Here is a 15824-nt window from a genome sequence, read left to right as displayed (position 1 = left end):
GCTCGGCGCGACTCTAGATTCGGTGACATCCACACCGGATCGCCACCGAGGAGCCAGCCGATGCCCCACACCGGCACGACCGTAGTACTCGTCCACGGCGCCTTCGTGGACGGCTCGAGCTGGCGCGCGGTCTACGACGAACTCACCGCGACCGGCCACACCGTACGGATCGTGCAGCACTCCACCCGATCCCTGCACGGCGACGCCGACGCCACCTGCGCGGTCCTCGACGACCTCGACCGGCCGGCGGTGCTGGTCGGTCAGGGCTACGGCGGTGCCGTCATCACCGAGGCGGGTTTGCACGAGGCGGTGACCTCACTGGTGTATCTGGCGGCGTTCGCACCGGACACGGGCGAGTCGGTGGAAACGCTGCTGGCCGGACTCGGAGCGACAGTGCCTCGCCCGCCGATACTTCCACCGGTCGACGGTGGGCTCGTGCTGGATCGCAACGAGTTCCGCGCGGTGTTCGCCGCCGACCTTGCCGCCGCCGACGCCGCGTTCCTCGCCGACGCCCAGGTGCCGTGGGGCGTGGCTGCGTGCGGCGCGATCATCGGTGCCGCGGCGTGGCGGACGAAGCCGAGCTGGTACCTGCAGGTCACCGGCGACCGGATGATCCCGCCGTCGGCGCAGCTGGCAATGGCCCAGCGGATCGGCGCGACCGTCGCGGTGACCTCGGGCAGCCACGCCGTCCACCTGTCCCGGCCGGCGGTGGTAGCCGACCTCATCCGCGCGGCCGCCCGATGAACGGTCACGACGTGGAGCGGAAAAACATTCTCCGACAACGGAATACACACAGATCAAGGAACCGGCTGCAATGAAACTCCCTGCTCGGTCGAAGCGCGTCGCGGCTGCGGCGGCCGTCCTGGCCGTGGCCTCGGCGCTGACCCTCACCTCGTGCTCGTCGTCGCACACCCCCGCCGCGTCGAGCTCCACCTCGGTCCCGGGGATCGCGGACTGGCACGGGCCGAAACCGACAATCGTGCTGGTACACGGAGCGTGGGCGGACGCGGCCGGCTGGACACCGGTCGTGACCGAACTGCAGCAGGCGGGATTCCGGGTCGAGGCGCCGCCGAATCCATTGCGCGGCTTGACCTCCGATGCCGCCTACCTCTCGAGCGTGCTGCACCGGATCAACGGACCGGTCGTACTGGTCGGCCACTCCTACGGCGGCGCGGTGATCAGCAACGCCGCGACCGGTGACTCACAGGTCAAGGCCCTGGTCTATATCGCGGCCTTCGTACCCGATCAGGGCGAGTCGCTGGCGTCCCTCAACTCCAGCGATCAGGGCAAGAAGATCCCCGCGGTGCCGGCGAACCCGTCGCCGTACCCGCAAGACGGGACCCCACCGGGCACCGAGCTGACCATCGACCCCGCGCAGTACCCGAGCGTCTTCCTCGACGGCAAACTGCCGGCTGAGCAGCAACAGGCGCTCGCCGTCGAGCAACGGCCGCTGAGTATCGCCGCGGCGACCGAACCGTCCGGCGCACCGGCCTGGAAGACGATCCCGTCGTGGTATCTGGTCGCCCGGCAGGACCGTGCGATCGCCCCGGACCTGGAGCGGTTCATGGCTACTCGGGCCGGTGCCCACACTGTCGAGGCCGACGGTCCGCACCTGATCATGGCGACCGACCCGGACGCGGTTACAACACTCATCGAACAGGCCGCCGTGGCGACCGGCCGATAGCCGCCGGCCTTCCATGCTCATCCGCAGGCGGATCCGGAACGGCCCGGCAACTCGCACACCGATATCCACATCGATCCAGGAGTAACGATGACCGATTCGACGACACCGACGATAGTCCTGGTCCACGGGGCATTCGCCGACGCTTCCGGCTTCGCCGGCGTTATCGCTGAACTCACCGGCACCGGACACCAGGTCGTGGCGCCACCGAACCCGCTTCGTGGACTGGCCGGAGACGCGGCCGCCGTGCGCGCGGTCGCCGCCGCGATCGAGGGACCGGTGGTGCTCGTCGGGCACTCCTACGGCGGTGCCGTGATCACGCAGGCATCGGACGGTCTCGACAATGTCGTGGGTTTGGTCTATCTGGCGGCGTTCAGCCCGGACATGGGCGAGAGTTGCGCATCGGTGCAGGCCCCGTTCCCGCCCTCCATGCTCGCCGACACCGTGCGACCCACGTCCTACGACGCGCCCGGCGCGGTCGGTGGTCCTGATCTGTACATCGACCGCGCCGGATTTCACCAGACATTCTGCGCCGACCTGCCGGATGACCTCGCCCGGCTCATGAACCTCACACACCGGCCGCTGGCGGCCGCCGCCTTCACTGAGGAAGCCACCGCGGCCGGCTGGAGGGCGCGACCGTGCTGGTATCAGATCGCACGGCAGGACAACGCCATTGCGCCGCAAGCCCAGCGCTTCATGGCTGAACGGATGGGCGCCACGACCGAAGAGATCGATGGCTCCCACACCGCGTTCATCGCTCAGCCCGCTCGCGCCGCTCAGTTCATCCGGGATGCGCTCGAAAAGCTCTGACACACAACAGCTCCCGGCCCAAAAGAAGGCTCTGGGACACCGCTGGGGCTGCGCAATCGCGTGGCCCCAGCCCATGTCGTGACATCACCGGCCGAACGACCGGGACGTCATGGCCGCTGGTCATCGGTGACCGGCGGAGTCGGCAAGGCACCACACACGCAGGAGAGCACCATGAAATACCCCAAGCTGGTCGCCACAGCGGTCGGCGCGGCGATGGCAGCGGCCACGCTGGCCACGGCCACGCTGACCGGCACCGCGCAGGCCACCTCCCCGCACGCCGGGGTGGCCCAGCAGCAGGCGCCGGCGAGCGCCAAGCCCACCGTGGTGCTGGTGCACGGCGCCTGGGCCGACGCGGCCGGCTGGACACCGGTGGTCGAGAAGTTGCAGGCCGCCGGATACCCGGTGGTCGCCCCGCCGAATCCGTTGCGCGGGTTGACCTCCGATGCCGCCTACATCCATTCGGTGGTGCAGCAGATCAAGGGCCCGGTCATCCTGGTCGGCCACTCCTACGGTGGCGCGGTCATCACCGACGCCGCCGTGGACGCACCGAACGTCAAGGCCCTGGTCTATATTGCGGCGTTCGCCCCCGACCAGGGCGATTCGCTGGCGACGCTCAACGGCCGGCCCGAGGCGTCGCAGATCCCGCCGGTCCCCGCGAACCCGTCCAGCTATCCGCTGCCGGACGGCACCACCGGCACCGAATTGACCATCGATCCGGTTCAGTACCCCACGGTGTTCCTGAACAACCTCCTGAAGCCGGCACAGGCACAGGCCCTGGCCGTGGAGCAGCGTCCGCTGAGCGTGGCCTCGGCCACCCAGCCCTCCGGCACACCGGCCTGGAAGACCGTCAAATCGTGGTACATGGTGGCAAAGCAGGACGACGCCATCGCACCGAATTTGGAGCGATTCATGGCATCTCGCGCCGGAGCGCAGACCGTCGAGGTGGACGGCCCGCACCTCATCATGCTCATCAAGCCCGAAGCTGTCACCGACCTCATCGAGAAGGCCGACGCCGGCACCGCCAACTGAGTCGTCGCCGGGGTTCTCCGGAACCCCGGCGTCCTCCCCGCACTCGGCGTGATCGCAGGTCGCGCGGACCGGCGGCCGAGACCTCCCAGTGGCATCGGCCGAGGATGTCCTCGCGGTGGGCGGCGGTTTCGCCATCGCCGCCCTGGCCATGAATCTGTAGGGGCCACATATGTCGAGCGACACAATGACCTTCGACGGGGGCAGCTACATCGGGCTGGAGTTCGCCCAGATGTACCGCCGGTTCGGCGCCGAGGTCACTGTGATCGAACGCGGACCATGGCCGAGAGTACCCGGGTCCACAGTTCGGTCATTCGGTGACGAATTTCCTGATCGCTTCGGCGATCTCGCCCGCATGTGTCTCGAGCGCGAAATGCCCGGTGTCGAAGAAGCGGACCTGTGCGTCGGGGATGTCGCGTCGGAAGGCTTCGGCTCCGGCCGGCAGGAAGAAGGGATCGTTCTTGCCCCATACGGCAAGGAGCCGGGGAGTGCGGCGGCGGAAATACTCCTGGAATTCCGGATAGCGGGCGACATTGGTGCGGTAGTCCAGGAACAGGTCGAGCTGGACCTCGTGCGCGCCCGCACGGGCCAGGTAGTGATTGTCGAGGGCGATGCCGTCGGGTGAGACCGCGGACTCGTCTGGGACGCCGTGGGTGTATTGCCAGTGGGTGGTTTCCGGGGTCAGGAGCGTCCGCAGCGCGTCGCGGTTGGCCGATGTCGGGGATTCCCAGTACGCCCGGATGGGGTTCCAGCTGTCGCTGAGGCCTTCGGTGTAGGCGTTGCCGTTTTGCGACACGATGGCGGTGATTCGTTCGGGGTGTGCGACGGCGAGCCGGAATCCGGTGGGGGCGCCGTAGTCGAAGACGTAGATCGCGTAGCGGTCGAATTCGGCGATCTCGGTGAAGCGGTCGATGATCGCTGCGATGTGGTCGAAGGTGTAGTCGAACCGGTCGCGCTCGGGCATGTCGGAGCGGCCGAACCCGGGCAGATCGGGTGCCACGATGTGGAAGTCGTCGGCCAGGTGCGGAATCAGGTCCCGGAACATGTGGCTGGAGGTCGGAAAGCCGTGCAGCAGAAGCAGTTTGGGCTTTCCGGGCGTTCCGGCCTCACGGTAGAAGATGCGGAAGCCGTCGACGTCGGCGGTCGAGTAACGGATAGTGCTCATGGCTTGTTCTCCTCGGGGTGTGAAGCGGGGATCGGCCCGGCCGCTCAGGCGACAGGGTGGGCGTCGCAGATCAGGTCGGCGACCGTGTGCGGGGCCGTGACCCTGGGGATGTGGTCGACCGGGTGTCTGCTGATTCGCGCGTTCATCAGCTCGGCCATGAAGAGCTGGGTTTTTCCGGGATCATGCGGTCGTCTCGGCGACCAGATACCAGGCGGGCACGTCGTGCCACAGCGGCCGACCGACCGGGACCGCGATGCACGCCGGTGCGATGGGCCGCTGGGCCGCGGCCAGTGCCCGCTGCTGGGTGGGCGTCGAATGCTGGGCGAAGGCGGTGCGGAATACGTTCTCGGGCAGCCAGATCCAGCCCTCGGCGTCGGGCGCTGGTTGCGGGGTGGCCGCGTCGTGGGCCGTAGGGGTCGAACTGAGTCCTGGCCCGGAAGACGCGAGTTCTGTTGCCGCATGAGCCTGTGCCGGTGCTCGCATTATGACGGCCCGCGGGTGCGCTCCACGAGGAAGTGATCTCGCTCCGCTCGGCAGGCAGCCGCGGGCTTCATTCGAAGACGATCACTTGGCGTCCGAACATGCGTGCTGCTCGCATCTGCATCACGTGTGCCTCGCTTTCGCTGCGGTGAGACGAGACCGTAACGGTGATTGCGTGTCATATTAGGCCGCCGTACCGTTAACCAATGGCTATCGCAACGACGAGCCCTGTCACTGGTGAAGTCCTCAGGAAGTTCGACGAACTGACTCCCGAGGAACTGGAGGACAAGCTCGCCCGGGCGGCGGCCGCGGCTGCCTCGTACCGGCTCACGAGCGTCGAGCAGCGGGCGGGATGGCTGCGGCACGCGGCCGAACGTCTGGAGCAGGAGGCCCAGAGCGTCAGCCGGATGATCACCACGGAAATGGGCAAGACCCTGCGGGCGGCGGAGCAGGAAGTAGCCAAGTGTGTGCACGGGCTGCGCTTCTACGCCGACCAGGGTCCCGCGTTCTTGCGGGATGTGAACGGTGACGCCGGGCGCGTGGGTGCGAAGCAGACGTTCGTGACGTACCAGCCGATCGGTGTGGTGCTCGCGGTGATGCCGTGGAATCTGCCGTTGTGGCAGGTCATGCGGTTCGCCGCGCCTGCCCTGACGGCGGGGAACGTGGGACTGTTGAAGCACGCCTCGAACGTGCCGCAGTGCGCCCTGTATCTGGAAGAACTCTTCCGTGGCGCAGGATTCCCGGACGACGTGTTCCAGACTCTGCTGATCTCCTCGAGGAGGGTGGAGCAGGTGCTGCGCGACCCGCGGGTGGCGGCCGCGACGCTGACGGGCAGTGAACCGGCGGGGCGGTCGGTGGGTGCCATCGCCGGCGACGTGACCAAGAAGGTGGTCCTCGAGCTCGGAGGCTCCGACCCCTTCATCGTCATGCCCTCCGCGAACCTGGAGCGGGCCACCGACAACGCGGTCAAGGCGCGATGTCTGAACAACGGGCAGTCCTGCATCAACGGCAAGCGGTTCTTCGTACACCAGGACATCGGGGACGCGTTCCTCGAGATGTTCGTGGCGAAGATGGGCGCGCTGGTTGTGGGCGACCCGACGGCTGAGGGCACCGATGTCGGTCCGCTGGCCACCGAATCCGGCCGGCGAGATGTGGAGTCCTATGTCGAGGACGCCGTCGGCAAGGGCGCGACGGTACTGGTGGGCGGCGAACGTCCGGACGGGCCCGGCTGGTACTACCCACCCACCGTGGTGACCGGCGTGACCCCGGCGATGCGGATGTACCACGAGGAAGTCTTCGGTCCCGTCGCGCAGGTGTGGACGGTGTCTTCCCTGGAGGCGGCCTTGCGGGAGGCCAACGGGCACCCCTACGGCCTGGGATCGAACCTGTGGAGCGAGGACGAGGCCGAACGCGAACTGTTCGTCCGCGACGTGCAGTCGGGCATGGCCTTCATCAACGGCAACACCACCAGCTACCCCGAGATCCCCTTCGGTGGCATCAAAGGCAGCGGCTACGGACGCGAGCTGTCCGACCTCGGCATGCGAGAGTTCATGAATGCCAAGACCGTCTGGATCGGCGCGGACGGATAGGGCTTACCCACTCGACCGCCCGGGCCAGATCGCGGTGACTGCACGCGACCGACCGGACCATCCGCGTCGGCGGGACCATCGCGAACGCTGAGGCCCAGCTCATCGGCACCGAGGACGGCAAGCTCTACGCCGACGCCACCACCTGCGTGGTCTTCGACGCATGTAAACGCCATGAAAACAGTCCACAGATCATTTGCTGAAGGATTGCTGATTGACATAGTGTCGTGGCACGTCGATCGCGGTACCGGCACTGAGACTGCAGGACCGCCGCCATTGAGCTCCGTGACACTGCGGATTCGACGGTCGGGGACCTGCCTGCGAAGGATCTATCATGAGCCAATTGCCGCGCTCTGCAACAAAATTCACGCTCCAGCGGACCGCTGCGGTTCGGTCCCGCAAGGTTCTCGTTGTCGAGAGCAACCCGGCGATGGCGGAGATCGAGGTACTCGTGCTGGCCACCGCCGGCCACGAGGTGATTTCTGCCCCCACCGCGGAGCATGCTTTGACCCTGGCTCGGCGATGGAACCCGGACTTGGTGCTGCTGGAGCTGGACCTGCCGGACCTGCCGGGCGTGCATCTGTGCCGGCAGCTGAGGCAGCGTTCACCGATTCCGATCATCGCGGTCTCCCTCGACGGCAATCCCGATACCATCGGTGACGCTTACGCGGCCGGTGCGTGTGACTACATACCTAAACCGCTCAGATCCGGTGAACTGCTCGACCATATCCGTGTCCATCTCACGGCACCGCAGGCGGCCTGAAACCACAACCAATTCGGCCGTATCGTCAGCCGGCCTGGTCTGAATCCCGTCTCATCGCTGGAAACCGTCGGGATGTCTGCTCCAGTCCGGGGAATCGCAGACGGAGGTTGTGGACCTGCGCGAGTTCGGCCTCGACGGCCTGGTTGGGTTTGTCGTCTCGCCACTGGCTGCGCCGGAGAACGAGGCGTTCGGCGTGGTGCCCGAGTTCCGCGAGGAACATGAGCGCCTGGGCGGTTTCGGGATCCTCACTCACCGACGGCTCGGATCGGCCGGTTGTCGAAAGCGTCCGCGGTGCGCATCAAGTAGTTCACGGTGGTGGCGGGGGACGTGCTTCGGTGCGCGGCCTGGTATCGGAGCCACAGCGCGAGCATCGTCGCGCTGACCGGCATGTTGAAGCCGTAGAGCGCCCATGCGGGTCCGTCGGGCAGGCTGAGCACGTAGACGGCGTATGCCGAACGGCAGTGAGACGAACCCCGCAGGCTCGCCGCCTCGGCACCCGTGTCGGTCCATCCCGCGTCGCGCGCCGTCAGACCCGCATCGTCCGAAGGTTGCCCGGCGCCTCCCACCACCGATCGCCGGTGTTGTCAGGCTCGTATCTCACGTGGGCGGACCGGCTGGCGTCTTCCTCCCGAACTTCGATTTCGGGAAGGAGCGATCCGATGACGACACCGAGGGCGTGTCGAGCACGGTGCTGCGCGATCGGCTGCGCCGGCACATAGCCGGCTGCGCCTCGAACACAGTGCAAACCGACCGATGCCACCGCCGACCGTCAAAGGCCAGGAAGCGCAGATGAACCCCACCGAGAACAATTCACGATCCACGCCCGCCACGAGTACCGCGCCGCTGGCGCTGTTCGTTCCGGAGTCCGGCGAACGGAGCCGGCGTGATCTTGCCTCCGGCGCCACTTGGATTCCCGACTGGCTGACTCTGCAGCAGCAAGCATGGATCGTCACACAGTTCAGGGAATGGATCGCAGGACCTGTCCCGATCCGGGCCGCGAAGGTCCGCGGCCATGAAATGAGTGTGCGCACAGTCTGTTTGGGCTGGCACTGGCAGCCCTACACGTACACGCGCGAGGCCGGTGACGTGAACGGTGCCCGCGTCCTGGACTTCCCGGAGTGGATGGTCCGCCTCGGGCGCTGCGCACTCCGCGAGACCGGCTACGCCCCGGCCGTGGTCGCCGCGTACACCCCGGACACCGCGCTGGTGAACTACTACGACGCGACTGCCCGGCTCGGAATGCATCAGGACAAAGACGAATCCAGCCTCGCGCCGGTGGTGTCGCTGTCGGTCGGCGACAGCTGCACCTTCCGGTTCGGCAACACCGAGACCCGCTCCAAGCCCTACACCGACCTGCTGCTCGCCTCGGGTGACCTGTTCGTGTTCGGCGGCCCCAGCAGGCTGGCCTACCACGGCGTCACCAAGATTCACGAGTACACCGCACCCGAAGGATGCGGTCTCGACCACGGCCGCATCAACATCACGATGCGCGTGACCGGACTCGAGGGATGACCGAATGACCAACGACCACAACGATATCGGTGTCGTCGTCGGGGACGACGGGCTCGCCCGGCCCGCGTGGGCCGCCGGCGACCCGCTACTGCGTGACTACTACGACACCGAATGGGGTATGCCGGTCACCGACGAACACGGCGTGTACGAACGCATCTGCCTGGAAGGGTTCCAGGCCGGGTTGTCGTGGGCGACGATCCTGCGCAAACGCGCCGCCTTCCGAGCCGCGTTCGCTGGCTTCGACCCCGATACCGTCGCCGGCTACGCCGACGCCGACGTCGAACGCCTCGTGGCCGACACGGGGATCGTACGGAACCGGCGCAAGATCCTCGCGACCATCACCAACGCCCGCGCCACTGTCGCGCTGCGCGCCGATATCGGTGTGGCCGAACTGGTCTGGTCGTTCCGGCCCGACCGCACACCCCGGCCCCGGACCTTCACCGAGATCCCGACCACCTCGGCCGAGTCGATCGCGCTGTCGAAAGAGCTGCGGCGCCGCGGATTTGCGTTCGTCGGTCCGACCACGATGTATGCGCTCATGGAGGCGATCGGCATCGTCGACACTCACCTTCTGGGCTCCCACCGGCGGGGCAGCTCCGGCATCTGGCCGGCGTGAACCCGACGAGCCACACAGAGCCCGTCCCGGTCGCGCACCGTAAGCAATCCACGGCGGGTGACCGGCCGGAGAGCGTGCGGAATCAGGTCGGGAAGGTGAACTGTAGCAAGGGAACACCTTCGGCGTGCCGGCCGCGACGTCGTGGCGGCTGGGGGCGTCGACGGGCGTAACCACATCCGTTCTCACGTTCGGCGCCCGGTGTGCGTCTACCTGGTGAGAACGAGAGAAAAGGGGACGCAGATGAATACTCGGCACACGGTGATCGACACCGCGACGCTCGGCCCGGTCACGATCGTGGCGACCGGCGAGGCTGTGACCGGGGTGTATTTCCGGCATCACATCCGGCGCCCGACCCAAGAGTTGTTCGGGCTGTCGGTGTCCTTCGTCGACGACACGATCCTGGGCGAAGCCGCCGGCCGGGCGGTGGGCGCGAACCCGCTGTGTATCTTCGTCCCGTGCCATCGGGTGATCGGGGCGAACTGGTCGCTGACCGGGTACGCGAGCGGGCTGAAGCGCAAGCGGGCACTGCTCGAGCTCGAGGAGCCGGCCGCGGTCGCCGCCGGAAGGTCGTTCTGACCGTGAAGCCACCCTTCGAGTCGATCGTGACTGAGCACGGGCCCACCGTGCTGCGGGTCTGCCGGGCCGTTGTCGGCGTCCACGATGCCGAAGACGCCTGGTCGGAAACGTTCCTGGCCGCGATGCGCGCCTACCCGGACCTGCCGCAGACCGCGAATGTGGAGGCGTGGCTGGTGACCATCGCCCACCGCAAAGCGATCGACGTCGTCCGCGCGGCCAAACGCAACCCGCTGCCGGTCGAGCGGATGCCCGAGGAACCGTCCGGCAACGGTGTCATCGGCTCCGACGACGCCGGAGTCTGGGCGGCTGTCGCGGCCTTGCCCGACAAGCAACGCCGATCCATCGCCTACCACTATGTGGCGGGCCTGTCCTACGCCGAGATCGCGCAGATCTTCGGCGGCACCACCGACGCGGCGCGCCGCGCCGCCGCCGATGGTGTGAAGAATCTGCGCAGAACCTACCCGGGCGCGCCACTGAAAGGAGACACACGATGAACGAGATGCACCGCGACGACGAACTGGTCGCCGCTCTGTCGGCGCCCGTGGACGAGACCACCATGGCTCGGCTGCACCAACTGCTGGAACGAAAAGCCGAGCAGGCCGACTTGCTCGACGTCGCCTACACCACTATGGACACCCCGGTAGGTCGGCTGCTGCTGGCCGCCACACCGAAGGGCCTGGTCCGGGTGGCGTATGCCCGTGAGGACCACGCCCAGGTCCTCGAAATCCTCGCCGTCAAGGTCAGTCCCAGGATTCTGCGGGCGCCGGCGCGCCTCGACGAGGTGCGTCGTGAGCTCGACGAGTACTTCGCGCACCGGCGTACGTCCTTCGACGTGCCGCTGGACCTGTCGTTGTCCCGCGGATTCCGGCAGATCGTGCAGAAGCGCCTGCCCGAGATCGGGTACGGGCAGACCCGCAGTTACGCCGAGGTCGCGGCGCTGGTCGGGAATCCGAAGGCGGTGCGGGCGGTCGGCACCGCGTGTGCGACCAACCCGCTGCCGGTGATCGTGCCGTGCCACCGGGTGCTCCGTACGGACGGCAGCCTCGGTGGCTACGTCGGCGGCGCGGACGCCAAGCACCTGCTGCTGGATCTGGAGGCCGCCGCATGACTGCCGTCACGGCCACGCGCTCGCAACGATGGTCCGAGCGCGTCGGCCGGGTGGACTGGTCAGCCGTCGCCAGCGGCCTCGACGAGTGCGGGGGCGCGCCGTTGCCCGGCCTGCTCACCGGCGAGGAAGCCGCCACGATCGCGGACCTCTACGACCAGCGGGCCTTGTTCCGCAGCACTGTCGACATGAACCGGCACCGGTTCGGCTCCGGCGAATACCGGTATTTCGCCGCGCCCTATCCCGAGCCGGTCGAACGGCTCAAACAAGCCCTGTACCCGCGGCTGCTCCCGATCGCCCGCGACTGGTGGGCCCGGCTGGGCCGGCCTGCGCCGTGGCCGGACACCCTCGACGAATGGCTTGCCCTGTGCCACAAGGCCGGACAAGCCAAGTCCACGGCCATCCTGCTGCGCTACGCCCCCGGCGACTGGAACGCGCTGCACCGAGACCTATACGGGGAGTTGGTGTTTCCGCTGCAGGTCGTGATCGGCCTCGACCGGCCGGGCATCGACCACACCGGTGGCGAGTTCCTGCTCGTCGAGCAGCGTGCCCGCGCCCAATCACGCGGCACCGCAACTCAACTCGAGCAGGGCGACGGGTTCGTGTTCACCACCCGGGACCGGCCGGTACGGACCGCTCGGGGCTGGTCGGCAGCTCCGGTTCGCCACGGTGTCTCCGCAGTCCGCTCGGGCCACCGCCGCACTCTGGCGCTGGTGTTCCACGATGCCGCCTGAGCCTTCGGGCCGCACCTACCTGCTGCTCGACGCGACGGGGCGCCCCTACCGATCCGGGACACCGGGCTGGTGGGGCGGGCACCGTCGCAGCAAGATCTATGGCCGCCTGGACTGCCGCTCGGCGCTGCGCGCGATCGCGGCCGGCCACTACGTGACATACCGGGTGTTCTTCGCCGACGAAGCCACCGCCGTCGCCGCCGGTTACCGGCCCTGCGCGGTGTGCTGCCCCGACCGCTATCGCACCTGGAAGGAAACCACCCGGTGACCGCCCTGCCCGAAACCCCGCTCCTGCACAGCGCGATCAGCCCCGACGACGACCTTCCCGTCGCTACCGATGCCGAGATCGCCGCGATCGTCGCGGCGGCCCACGCTCGCGGCGCCCGCACCCTCACTTTGGGTTCGGGCCGCGTCCCGGCCGCGATCGCGACCATGAACGCGGTCGCGGCCGAGTGGGAGCGCGGCGGTGGGCGGATCGCCGACCGTGTCACCTGGCCCGAGACCGCGGCGTCGTGGCTGCGGCAGGCCCGCCGGTTCACCACCGCCGCAACCGATCTGTGGGTCATGACCGGACCGCCGCTGGGCTGGGCTCAGATGACCCGGCGGCTGTTGTGGTCGACCCCGTGGACGGCGGCCGACACCCTCCTCACCGCCGCGATCACCGACCCGGCCGCCCTCGCGCTGGTCGGAACGGTCTACCTGGAGGGATCGACCGGCATCGACGCCGACGGATCGGTCTGGACCGTCGGCGCCGACGGCCTGCTCCGGCCCGGGGCGGCGCGCTGAACCGGTCGCCGTTGCGCCGACGGAACGGGCCACGAGCCCCCTTCGACGTCGAAATACCCTGGCCGATATCACGTTTCGACGGCGGTCCACGTCTACAGGGTGTCGGGGCCCACCACCTCGATGCGCGCCCGCGGACACGAGCGCCCGGTTGTCCGCGGGCACACCCCGACATCGTCAGGCCGTAGTTCAGTGTGCGGGGTCGGTGGCGTGCTCGATTCGAGCGGCCAGTTGCCCCGTTGCGTGCGGCGTAGTCGTCGGCGTGGACCGACGACGTCGCGGCTGGCAACGGGTGCGGTTTCGGCGCACGGACCCTTCCGGACGATAGCCCGGCTGCACAGGCCGGCCGAGGCAGCTCCCCGGTCGACGACGCCCAGTAGTGCGGCATCGCCCGCACTGGTCAGGCGCTCGCCGGGGCCCGAACCGGCCGACGCCGATACGACCGAGCCCGCCCCGACCACACCTAGAATTTGCTGATCAGTAGCGGGCGCGAGAGGGAGCGGAGGTGTCGTCTGATGATCGGACAGGAGACCACAGGTTGGCAGACGGTGACAGCCTGGTGGCGCGACCGCCTGGACTACCGGTGGCTGACCCGGACACTCGACGCTCGCGGCGCGCTGGCCGTGATGAAAGGGGGTGTCGCGGTCGGCGGAGCTGCACTCTTGGTGTTCAGCGCCTTGAACCTGGAGTCCGCCGACGGGCCGGTCGGCGCCTGGCGCCTGGTGACCATGTTCAATATTGCCGCCACGCTCACATGGGTATTCTACTGGTCGCTCGCACCCTGGCCGGGCGAGCGAACCTCACTGATTCTGATGGCGTTCGCGGACGTGATGATCACCGGCGTCTGCCTGGTCGAGAGCAATCGGCTGTTCGGCGCTTTCGGGTTGCTGCAGCTGGTTATCCCGGGTAGCTACCTCGCGATCTTCCATGGCCCCCGCGTCCTGGCGGTGCACGGCATGTGGTCGGTGCTATCGATCCTGATACTGACCTGGCTGATGATGCGCGACGCCGACAGCGCAACAACCGTATCGATCGTGCTGACCATGGCGTCGGTGGCCGTCCTCGTGCTGCCCGCTCTGCACTTCTGCTACTGGGTACTTCGGATGGACGCGCTGACCGATCCGCTGACCGGCCTGCTCAACCGCCGCGGCCTGGACTACTACGTCTCGTCCTGGTTCGAACCCGGCACCCACGACTCGATCGCCTTGATGACGATCGATCTCGACCGGTTCAAACAAGTGAACGACATGTACGGCCACCGCGCAGGCGACCGGGTCCTCGCCCGCACCGCGGCCTGCCTGCTGGAGGCACGTCCGCAAGCTGCTGTGGTAACCCGTAGCGGCGGAGAGGAATTCGTCGTACTCGCGCCGCTCACCGCCCGCGTCGCCGTGAGCGAAGCGGAGCGGCTGTGCCAAGCGATCGAGTCGGCCGTGGAACCGGTCACCGCGAGCATCGGGGTAGCCGTCGCCTCGGACAGCACCAGCCGCGACGCCGAACAGTTGCTGCGCAGTTCGGATTCGGCCATGTACCAGGCAAAGCAATTGGGCGGCAACACCGTTGTGCTTGCTACGTGACCGAGAGCCACCGCTGCTGAACTGGCCCCCGATTGTTGGACTGGCCAAATAAGAGGCTAGGCGCTGAGGGCCCGGGTCCGGTACTCCACCGGGCTCAGGCCCTCGAGCGTTATGGAGACGCGTTCGGTGTTGTACCGGTGGATGTAGTCGTGCGGCGGGATGGGCCAGTCCGAGCGCCAGCACGTCCAGCAGCGGACAAGATCGGCGATCGACGCGCAGGTACTCAACGAGGGCCGAGAACTGCTTGGCCGAATTCGGTGTGCCAGCTGCTCGCGGAAGATGCAGGCCACCGTTGTACACGAGGTCGTCCACCGCCGGTGCCGAACTCACATGTGCGCCTTGACCGCCACGTTCAGCTGGGCGTTGCTGATCTGCCGCCCGGCGTTGGACACGGATGTGACCATGGCGCTGCCGAACGAACCGCGGCGGTCGAACAACGTGGTAACGCCGACGGCAGTGCCGCGGTCGCTGAAGTGGCTGTCGGCCTCCACTCCGAGCTCGGGGCCTTCGGGCATTCGGGAAAGAGCCAGGGTCAGATCGGTGTTGATGAACCCGATGCCCGCGTCACCCCAGTTGGTCATCATGCTGGCGTGTTCGCCGACGATCGCGGCCCGCGCGAACGGCGTCAGCTCCTCGCCGGCCACGACGTCGATCGGGTGCTGCCAGGTACGTTTGCGCCCGCGGTTCTCGTGCTCGGTAGGCTTGTCCGACCATCGATCCTCGTCGGCCCCGCTGCTGAACAACGGCACCCTCGGCGCGGCATGCGGCGCGGCCTGAGGTGCGGGCGGCCTGGGCTCGCGTTCCCGCTGCCACAGCCCGCCGGGTGGCTGCGCGGAAGGCTGGAGGAGGACCACCGAGGCTCGAGCCGCGATCGTGCCGTTCTGCAGCATCGACACGTCGGCGACCCGAATGCGTTTTCCGTCGCGCACCCGCGCCGTCGGTGTGGTCGTGAACGCTCGGCCGGGGCCGGGCAATGGCACATCGCGCGCCGGTCGTCACTGGCGACCGGATGCGACGTCAGGCGATCCGGCGTTGTTCCCGATCCGGCAGAATCCCGGCGTGGACGAGGTGGTCGTAGATGCGCTGCTGCTCAGCGTCGAGGCCGGAGTACAGCATGTCGTACGCCAACTCCTCCTGCTCCAGCGCCCGAACCGGATCGAAGTCGTCACCGAGCGCCGCGACCACGGCGAGTCGCCGCCGTGCCTCGTCCATCGTGAGGTCGTAAGCAAAATGATGGTCGGTCATAGGGAATCTCCACGCGATCTTCGGAAAATGAACCGACAACGATGCCCACCCGGACCATTTCGGGCAATGACCTGCGCCACGGTCCGTGGTTGAACCTCGTCACAGACGCGCTCCGGACGATGCCGTCGCGGTGGGCAAGTAGCCGCGTGCATGTCGAGGGATGCCGACGGC

General features: G+C 67.8%; 20 protein-coding genes and 2 pseudogenes. 16 read left to right on the top strand and 6 right to left on the bottom strand.

Annotated features, from left to right (window positions below):
* Nucleotides 1–60: 60 nt before the first annotated feature.
* The 5 genes and pseudogenes from EBN03_RS27725 to EBN03_RS27700 form a co-directional block, all read left to right on the top strand.
* Nucleotides 61–744 carry an alpha/beta fold hydrolase gene (locus tag EBN03_RS27725; RefSeq protein ID WP_122191098.1) on the top strand — a complete coding sequence of 228 codons (684 nt, stop codon included), beginning with the start codon at nt 61–63 and terminating at the stop codon, nt 742–744.
* A 70-nt stretch (nt 745–814) separates the two neighbouring features.
* Complete coding sequence (locus tag EBN03_RS27720) at nt 815–1684, top strand: alpha/beta fold hydrolase (RefSeq protein ID WP_122191097.1); 870 nt, start codon at nt 815–817, stop codon at nt 1682–1684.
* A gap of 87 nt (nt 1685–1771) precedes the next feature.
* Entirely contained in the window at nt 1772–2491 is a 720-nt protein-coding gene (locus EBN03_RS27715; RefSeq protein WP_122191096.1) for an alpha/beta fold hydrolase, read from the top strand.
* A gap of 171 nt (nt 2492–2662) precedes the next feature.
* Entirely contained in the window at nt 2663–3520 is an 858-nt protein-coding gene (locus tag EBN03_RS27710) for an alpha/beta fold hydrolase (protein ID WP_122191184.1), read from the top strand.
* A 196-nt stretch (nt 3521–3716) separates the two neighbouring features.
* Nucleotides 3717–3800: pseudogene (locus EBN03_RS27700) on the top strand (NAD-binding protein); the annotation flags it as partial.
* A 27-nt stretch (nt 3801–3827) separates the two neighbouring features.
* Here EBN03_RS27700 and EBN03_RS27695 read toward each other — a convergent pair.
* On the bottom strand, nt 3828–4682 hold the full coding sequence (locus EBN03_RS27695) for an alpha/beta fold hydrolase (RefSeq protein ID WP_122191095.1): 855 nt from the start codon (nt 4680–4682) through the stop codon (nt 3828–3830).
* A 180-nt stretch (nt 4683–4862) separates the two neighbouring features.
* Nucleotides 4863–5165 (bottom strand): hypothetical protein, encoded by a 303-nt coding sequence (locus tag EBN03_RS27690; RefSeq protein WP_122191094.1) that lies wholly within the window; start codon nt 5163–5165, stop codon nt 4863–4865.
* A 203-nt stretch (nt 5166–5368) separates the two neighbouring features.
* Here EBN03_RS27690 and EBN03_RS27685 point away from each other — a divergent pair, with 203 nt between their 5' ends.
* Nucleotides 5369–6751 (top strand): NADP-dependent succinic semialdehyde dehydrogenase, encoded by a 1383-nt coding sequence (locus EBN03_RS27685; RefSeq protein ID WP_122191093.1) that lies wholly within the window; start codon nt 5369–5371, stop codon nt 6749–6751.
* Nucleotides 6752–7082: 331 nt separating this feature from the next.
* Nucleotides 7083–7511, top strand: a complete 429-nt coding sequence (locus tag EBN03_RS27680) for a response regulator transcription factor (protein WP_122191092.1) — start codon at nt 7083–7085, stop codon at nt 7509–7511.
* A 245-nt stretch (nt 7512–7756) separates the two neighbouring features.
* On the opposite strand, the gene EBN03_RS33850 is transcribed toward EBN03_RS27680, so the two are convergent.
* Nucleotides 7757–7948 (bottom strand): hypothetical protein, encoded by a 192-nt coding sequence (locus EBN03_RS33850; protein WP_147471722.1) that lies wholly within the window; start codon nt 7946–7948, stop codon nt 7757–7759.
* Between the two features lie 352 nt (nt 7949–8300).
* Between EBN03_RS33850 and EBN03_RS27665 the strand changes: the two genes are divergently transcribed.
* The 9 genes from EBN03_RS27665 (at nt 8301) to EBN03_RS27625 (ending at nt 14408) form a co-directional block, all read left to right on the top strand.
* Complete coding sequence (locus EBN03_RS27665) at nt 8301–9023, top strand: alpha-ketoglutarate-dependent dioxygenase AlkB (RefSeq protein WP_122191183.1); 723 nt, start codon at nt 8301–8303, stop codon at nt 9021–9023.
* Nucleotides 9024–9027: 4 nt separating this feature from the next.
* A complete protein-coding gene (locus EBN03_RS27660; RefSeq protein ID WP_122191089.1) occupies nt 9028–9639 on the top strand; it encodes a DNA-3-methyladenine glycosylase I in 612 nt (203 codons plus the stop codon).
* 240 nt (nt 9640–9879) lie between these two features.
* Nucleotides 9880–10215, top strand: a complete 336-nt coding sequence (locus EBN03_RS35715) for a methylated-DNA--[protein]-cysteine S-methyltransferase (protein WP_122191088.1) — start codon at nt 9880–9882, stop codon at nt 10213–10215.
* Complete coding sequence (locus EBN03_RS27650; protein WP_199742996.1) at nt 10212–10709, top strand: RNA polymerase sigma factor; 498 nt, start codon at nt 10212–10214, stop codon at nt 10707–10709. Before EBN03_RS35715 ends, EBN03_RS27650 begins: the two co-directional genes overlap by 4 nt.
* Before the next feature lie 5 nt (nt 10710–10714).
* Nucleotides 10715–11323, top strand: a complete 609-nt coding sequence (locus EBN03_RS27645; protein ID WP_407671252.1) for a methylated-DNA--[protein]-cysteine S-methyltransferase — start codon at nt 10715–10717, stop codon at nt 11321–11323.
* Complete coding sequence (locus tag EBN03_RS27640; RefSeq protein ID WP_122191085.1) at nt 11320–12054, top strand: 2OG-Fe(II) oxygenase; 735 nt, start codon at nt 11320–11322, stop codon at nt 12052–12054. Before EBN03_RS27645 ends, EBN03_RS27640 begins: the two co-directional genes overlap by 4 nt.
* Complete coding sequence (locus tag EBN03_RS27635; protein ID WP_122191084.1) at nt 12044–12319, top strand: Ada metal-binding domain-containing protein; 276 nt, start codon at nt 12044–12046, stop codon at nt 12317–12319. Before EBN03_RS27640 ends, EBN03_RS27635 begins: the two co-directional genes overlap by 11 nt.
* Nucleotides 12316–12837, top strand: a complete 522-nt coding sequence (locus tag EBN03_RS34670; protein ID WP_199742988.1) for a hypothetical protein — start codon at nt 12316–12318, stop codon at nt 12835–12837. The genes EBN03_RS27635 and EBN03_RS34670 overlap by 4 nt, the downstream gene beginning before the upstream one ends.
* A gap of 467 nt (nt 12838–13304) precedes the next feature.
* Nucleotides 13305–14408 (top strand): GGDEF domain-containing protein, encoded by a 1104-nt coding sequence (locus tag EBN03_RS27625; protein WP_147471721.1) that lies wholly within the window; start codon nt 13305–13307, stop codon nt 14406–14408.
* Nucleotides 14409–14464: 56 nt separating this feature from the next.
* Here the strand turns inward: EBN03_RS27625 and EBN03_RS27620 are convergent.
* The 3 genes and pseudogenes from EBN03_RS27620 to EBN03_RS27610 form a co-directional block, all read right to left on the bottom strand.
* A pseudogene (locus tag EBN03_RS27620) lies at nt 14465–14557 on the bottom strand (IS3 family transposase); the annotation flags it as partial.
* Nucleotides 14558–14734: 177 nt separating this feature from the next.
* A complete protein-coding gene (locus tag EBN03_RS27615; RefSeq protein ID WP_325052102.1) occupies nt 14735–15304 on the bottom strand; it encodes a hypothetical protein in 570 nt (189 codons plus the stop codon).
* A gap of 121 nt (nt 15305–15425) precedes the next feature.
* On the bottom strand, nt 15426–15653 hold the full coding sequence (locus EBN03_RS27610) for a DUF6400 family protein (RefSeq protein ID WP_122191081.1): 228 nt from the start codon (nt 15651–15653) through the stop codon (nt 15426–15428).
* Nucleotides 15654–15824 lie beyond the last annotated feature (171 nt).

The sequence above is a fragment of the Nocardia stercoris genome (assembly GCF_003696265.1).
GTDB classification, from domain to species: Bacteria; Actinomycetota; Actinomycetes; order Mycobacteriales; family Mycobacteriaceae; genus Nocardia; species Nocardia stercoris.
Note: the sequence above shows the minus strand (reverse complement) of the source record. Positions and strands in the feature narration are given on the sequence as shown.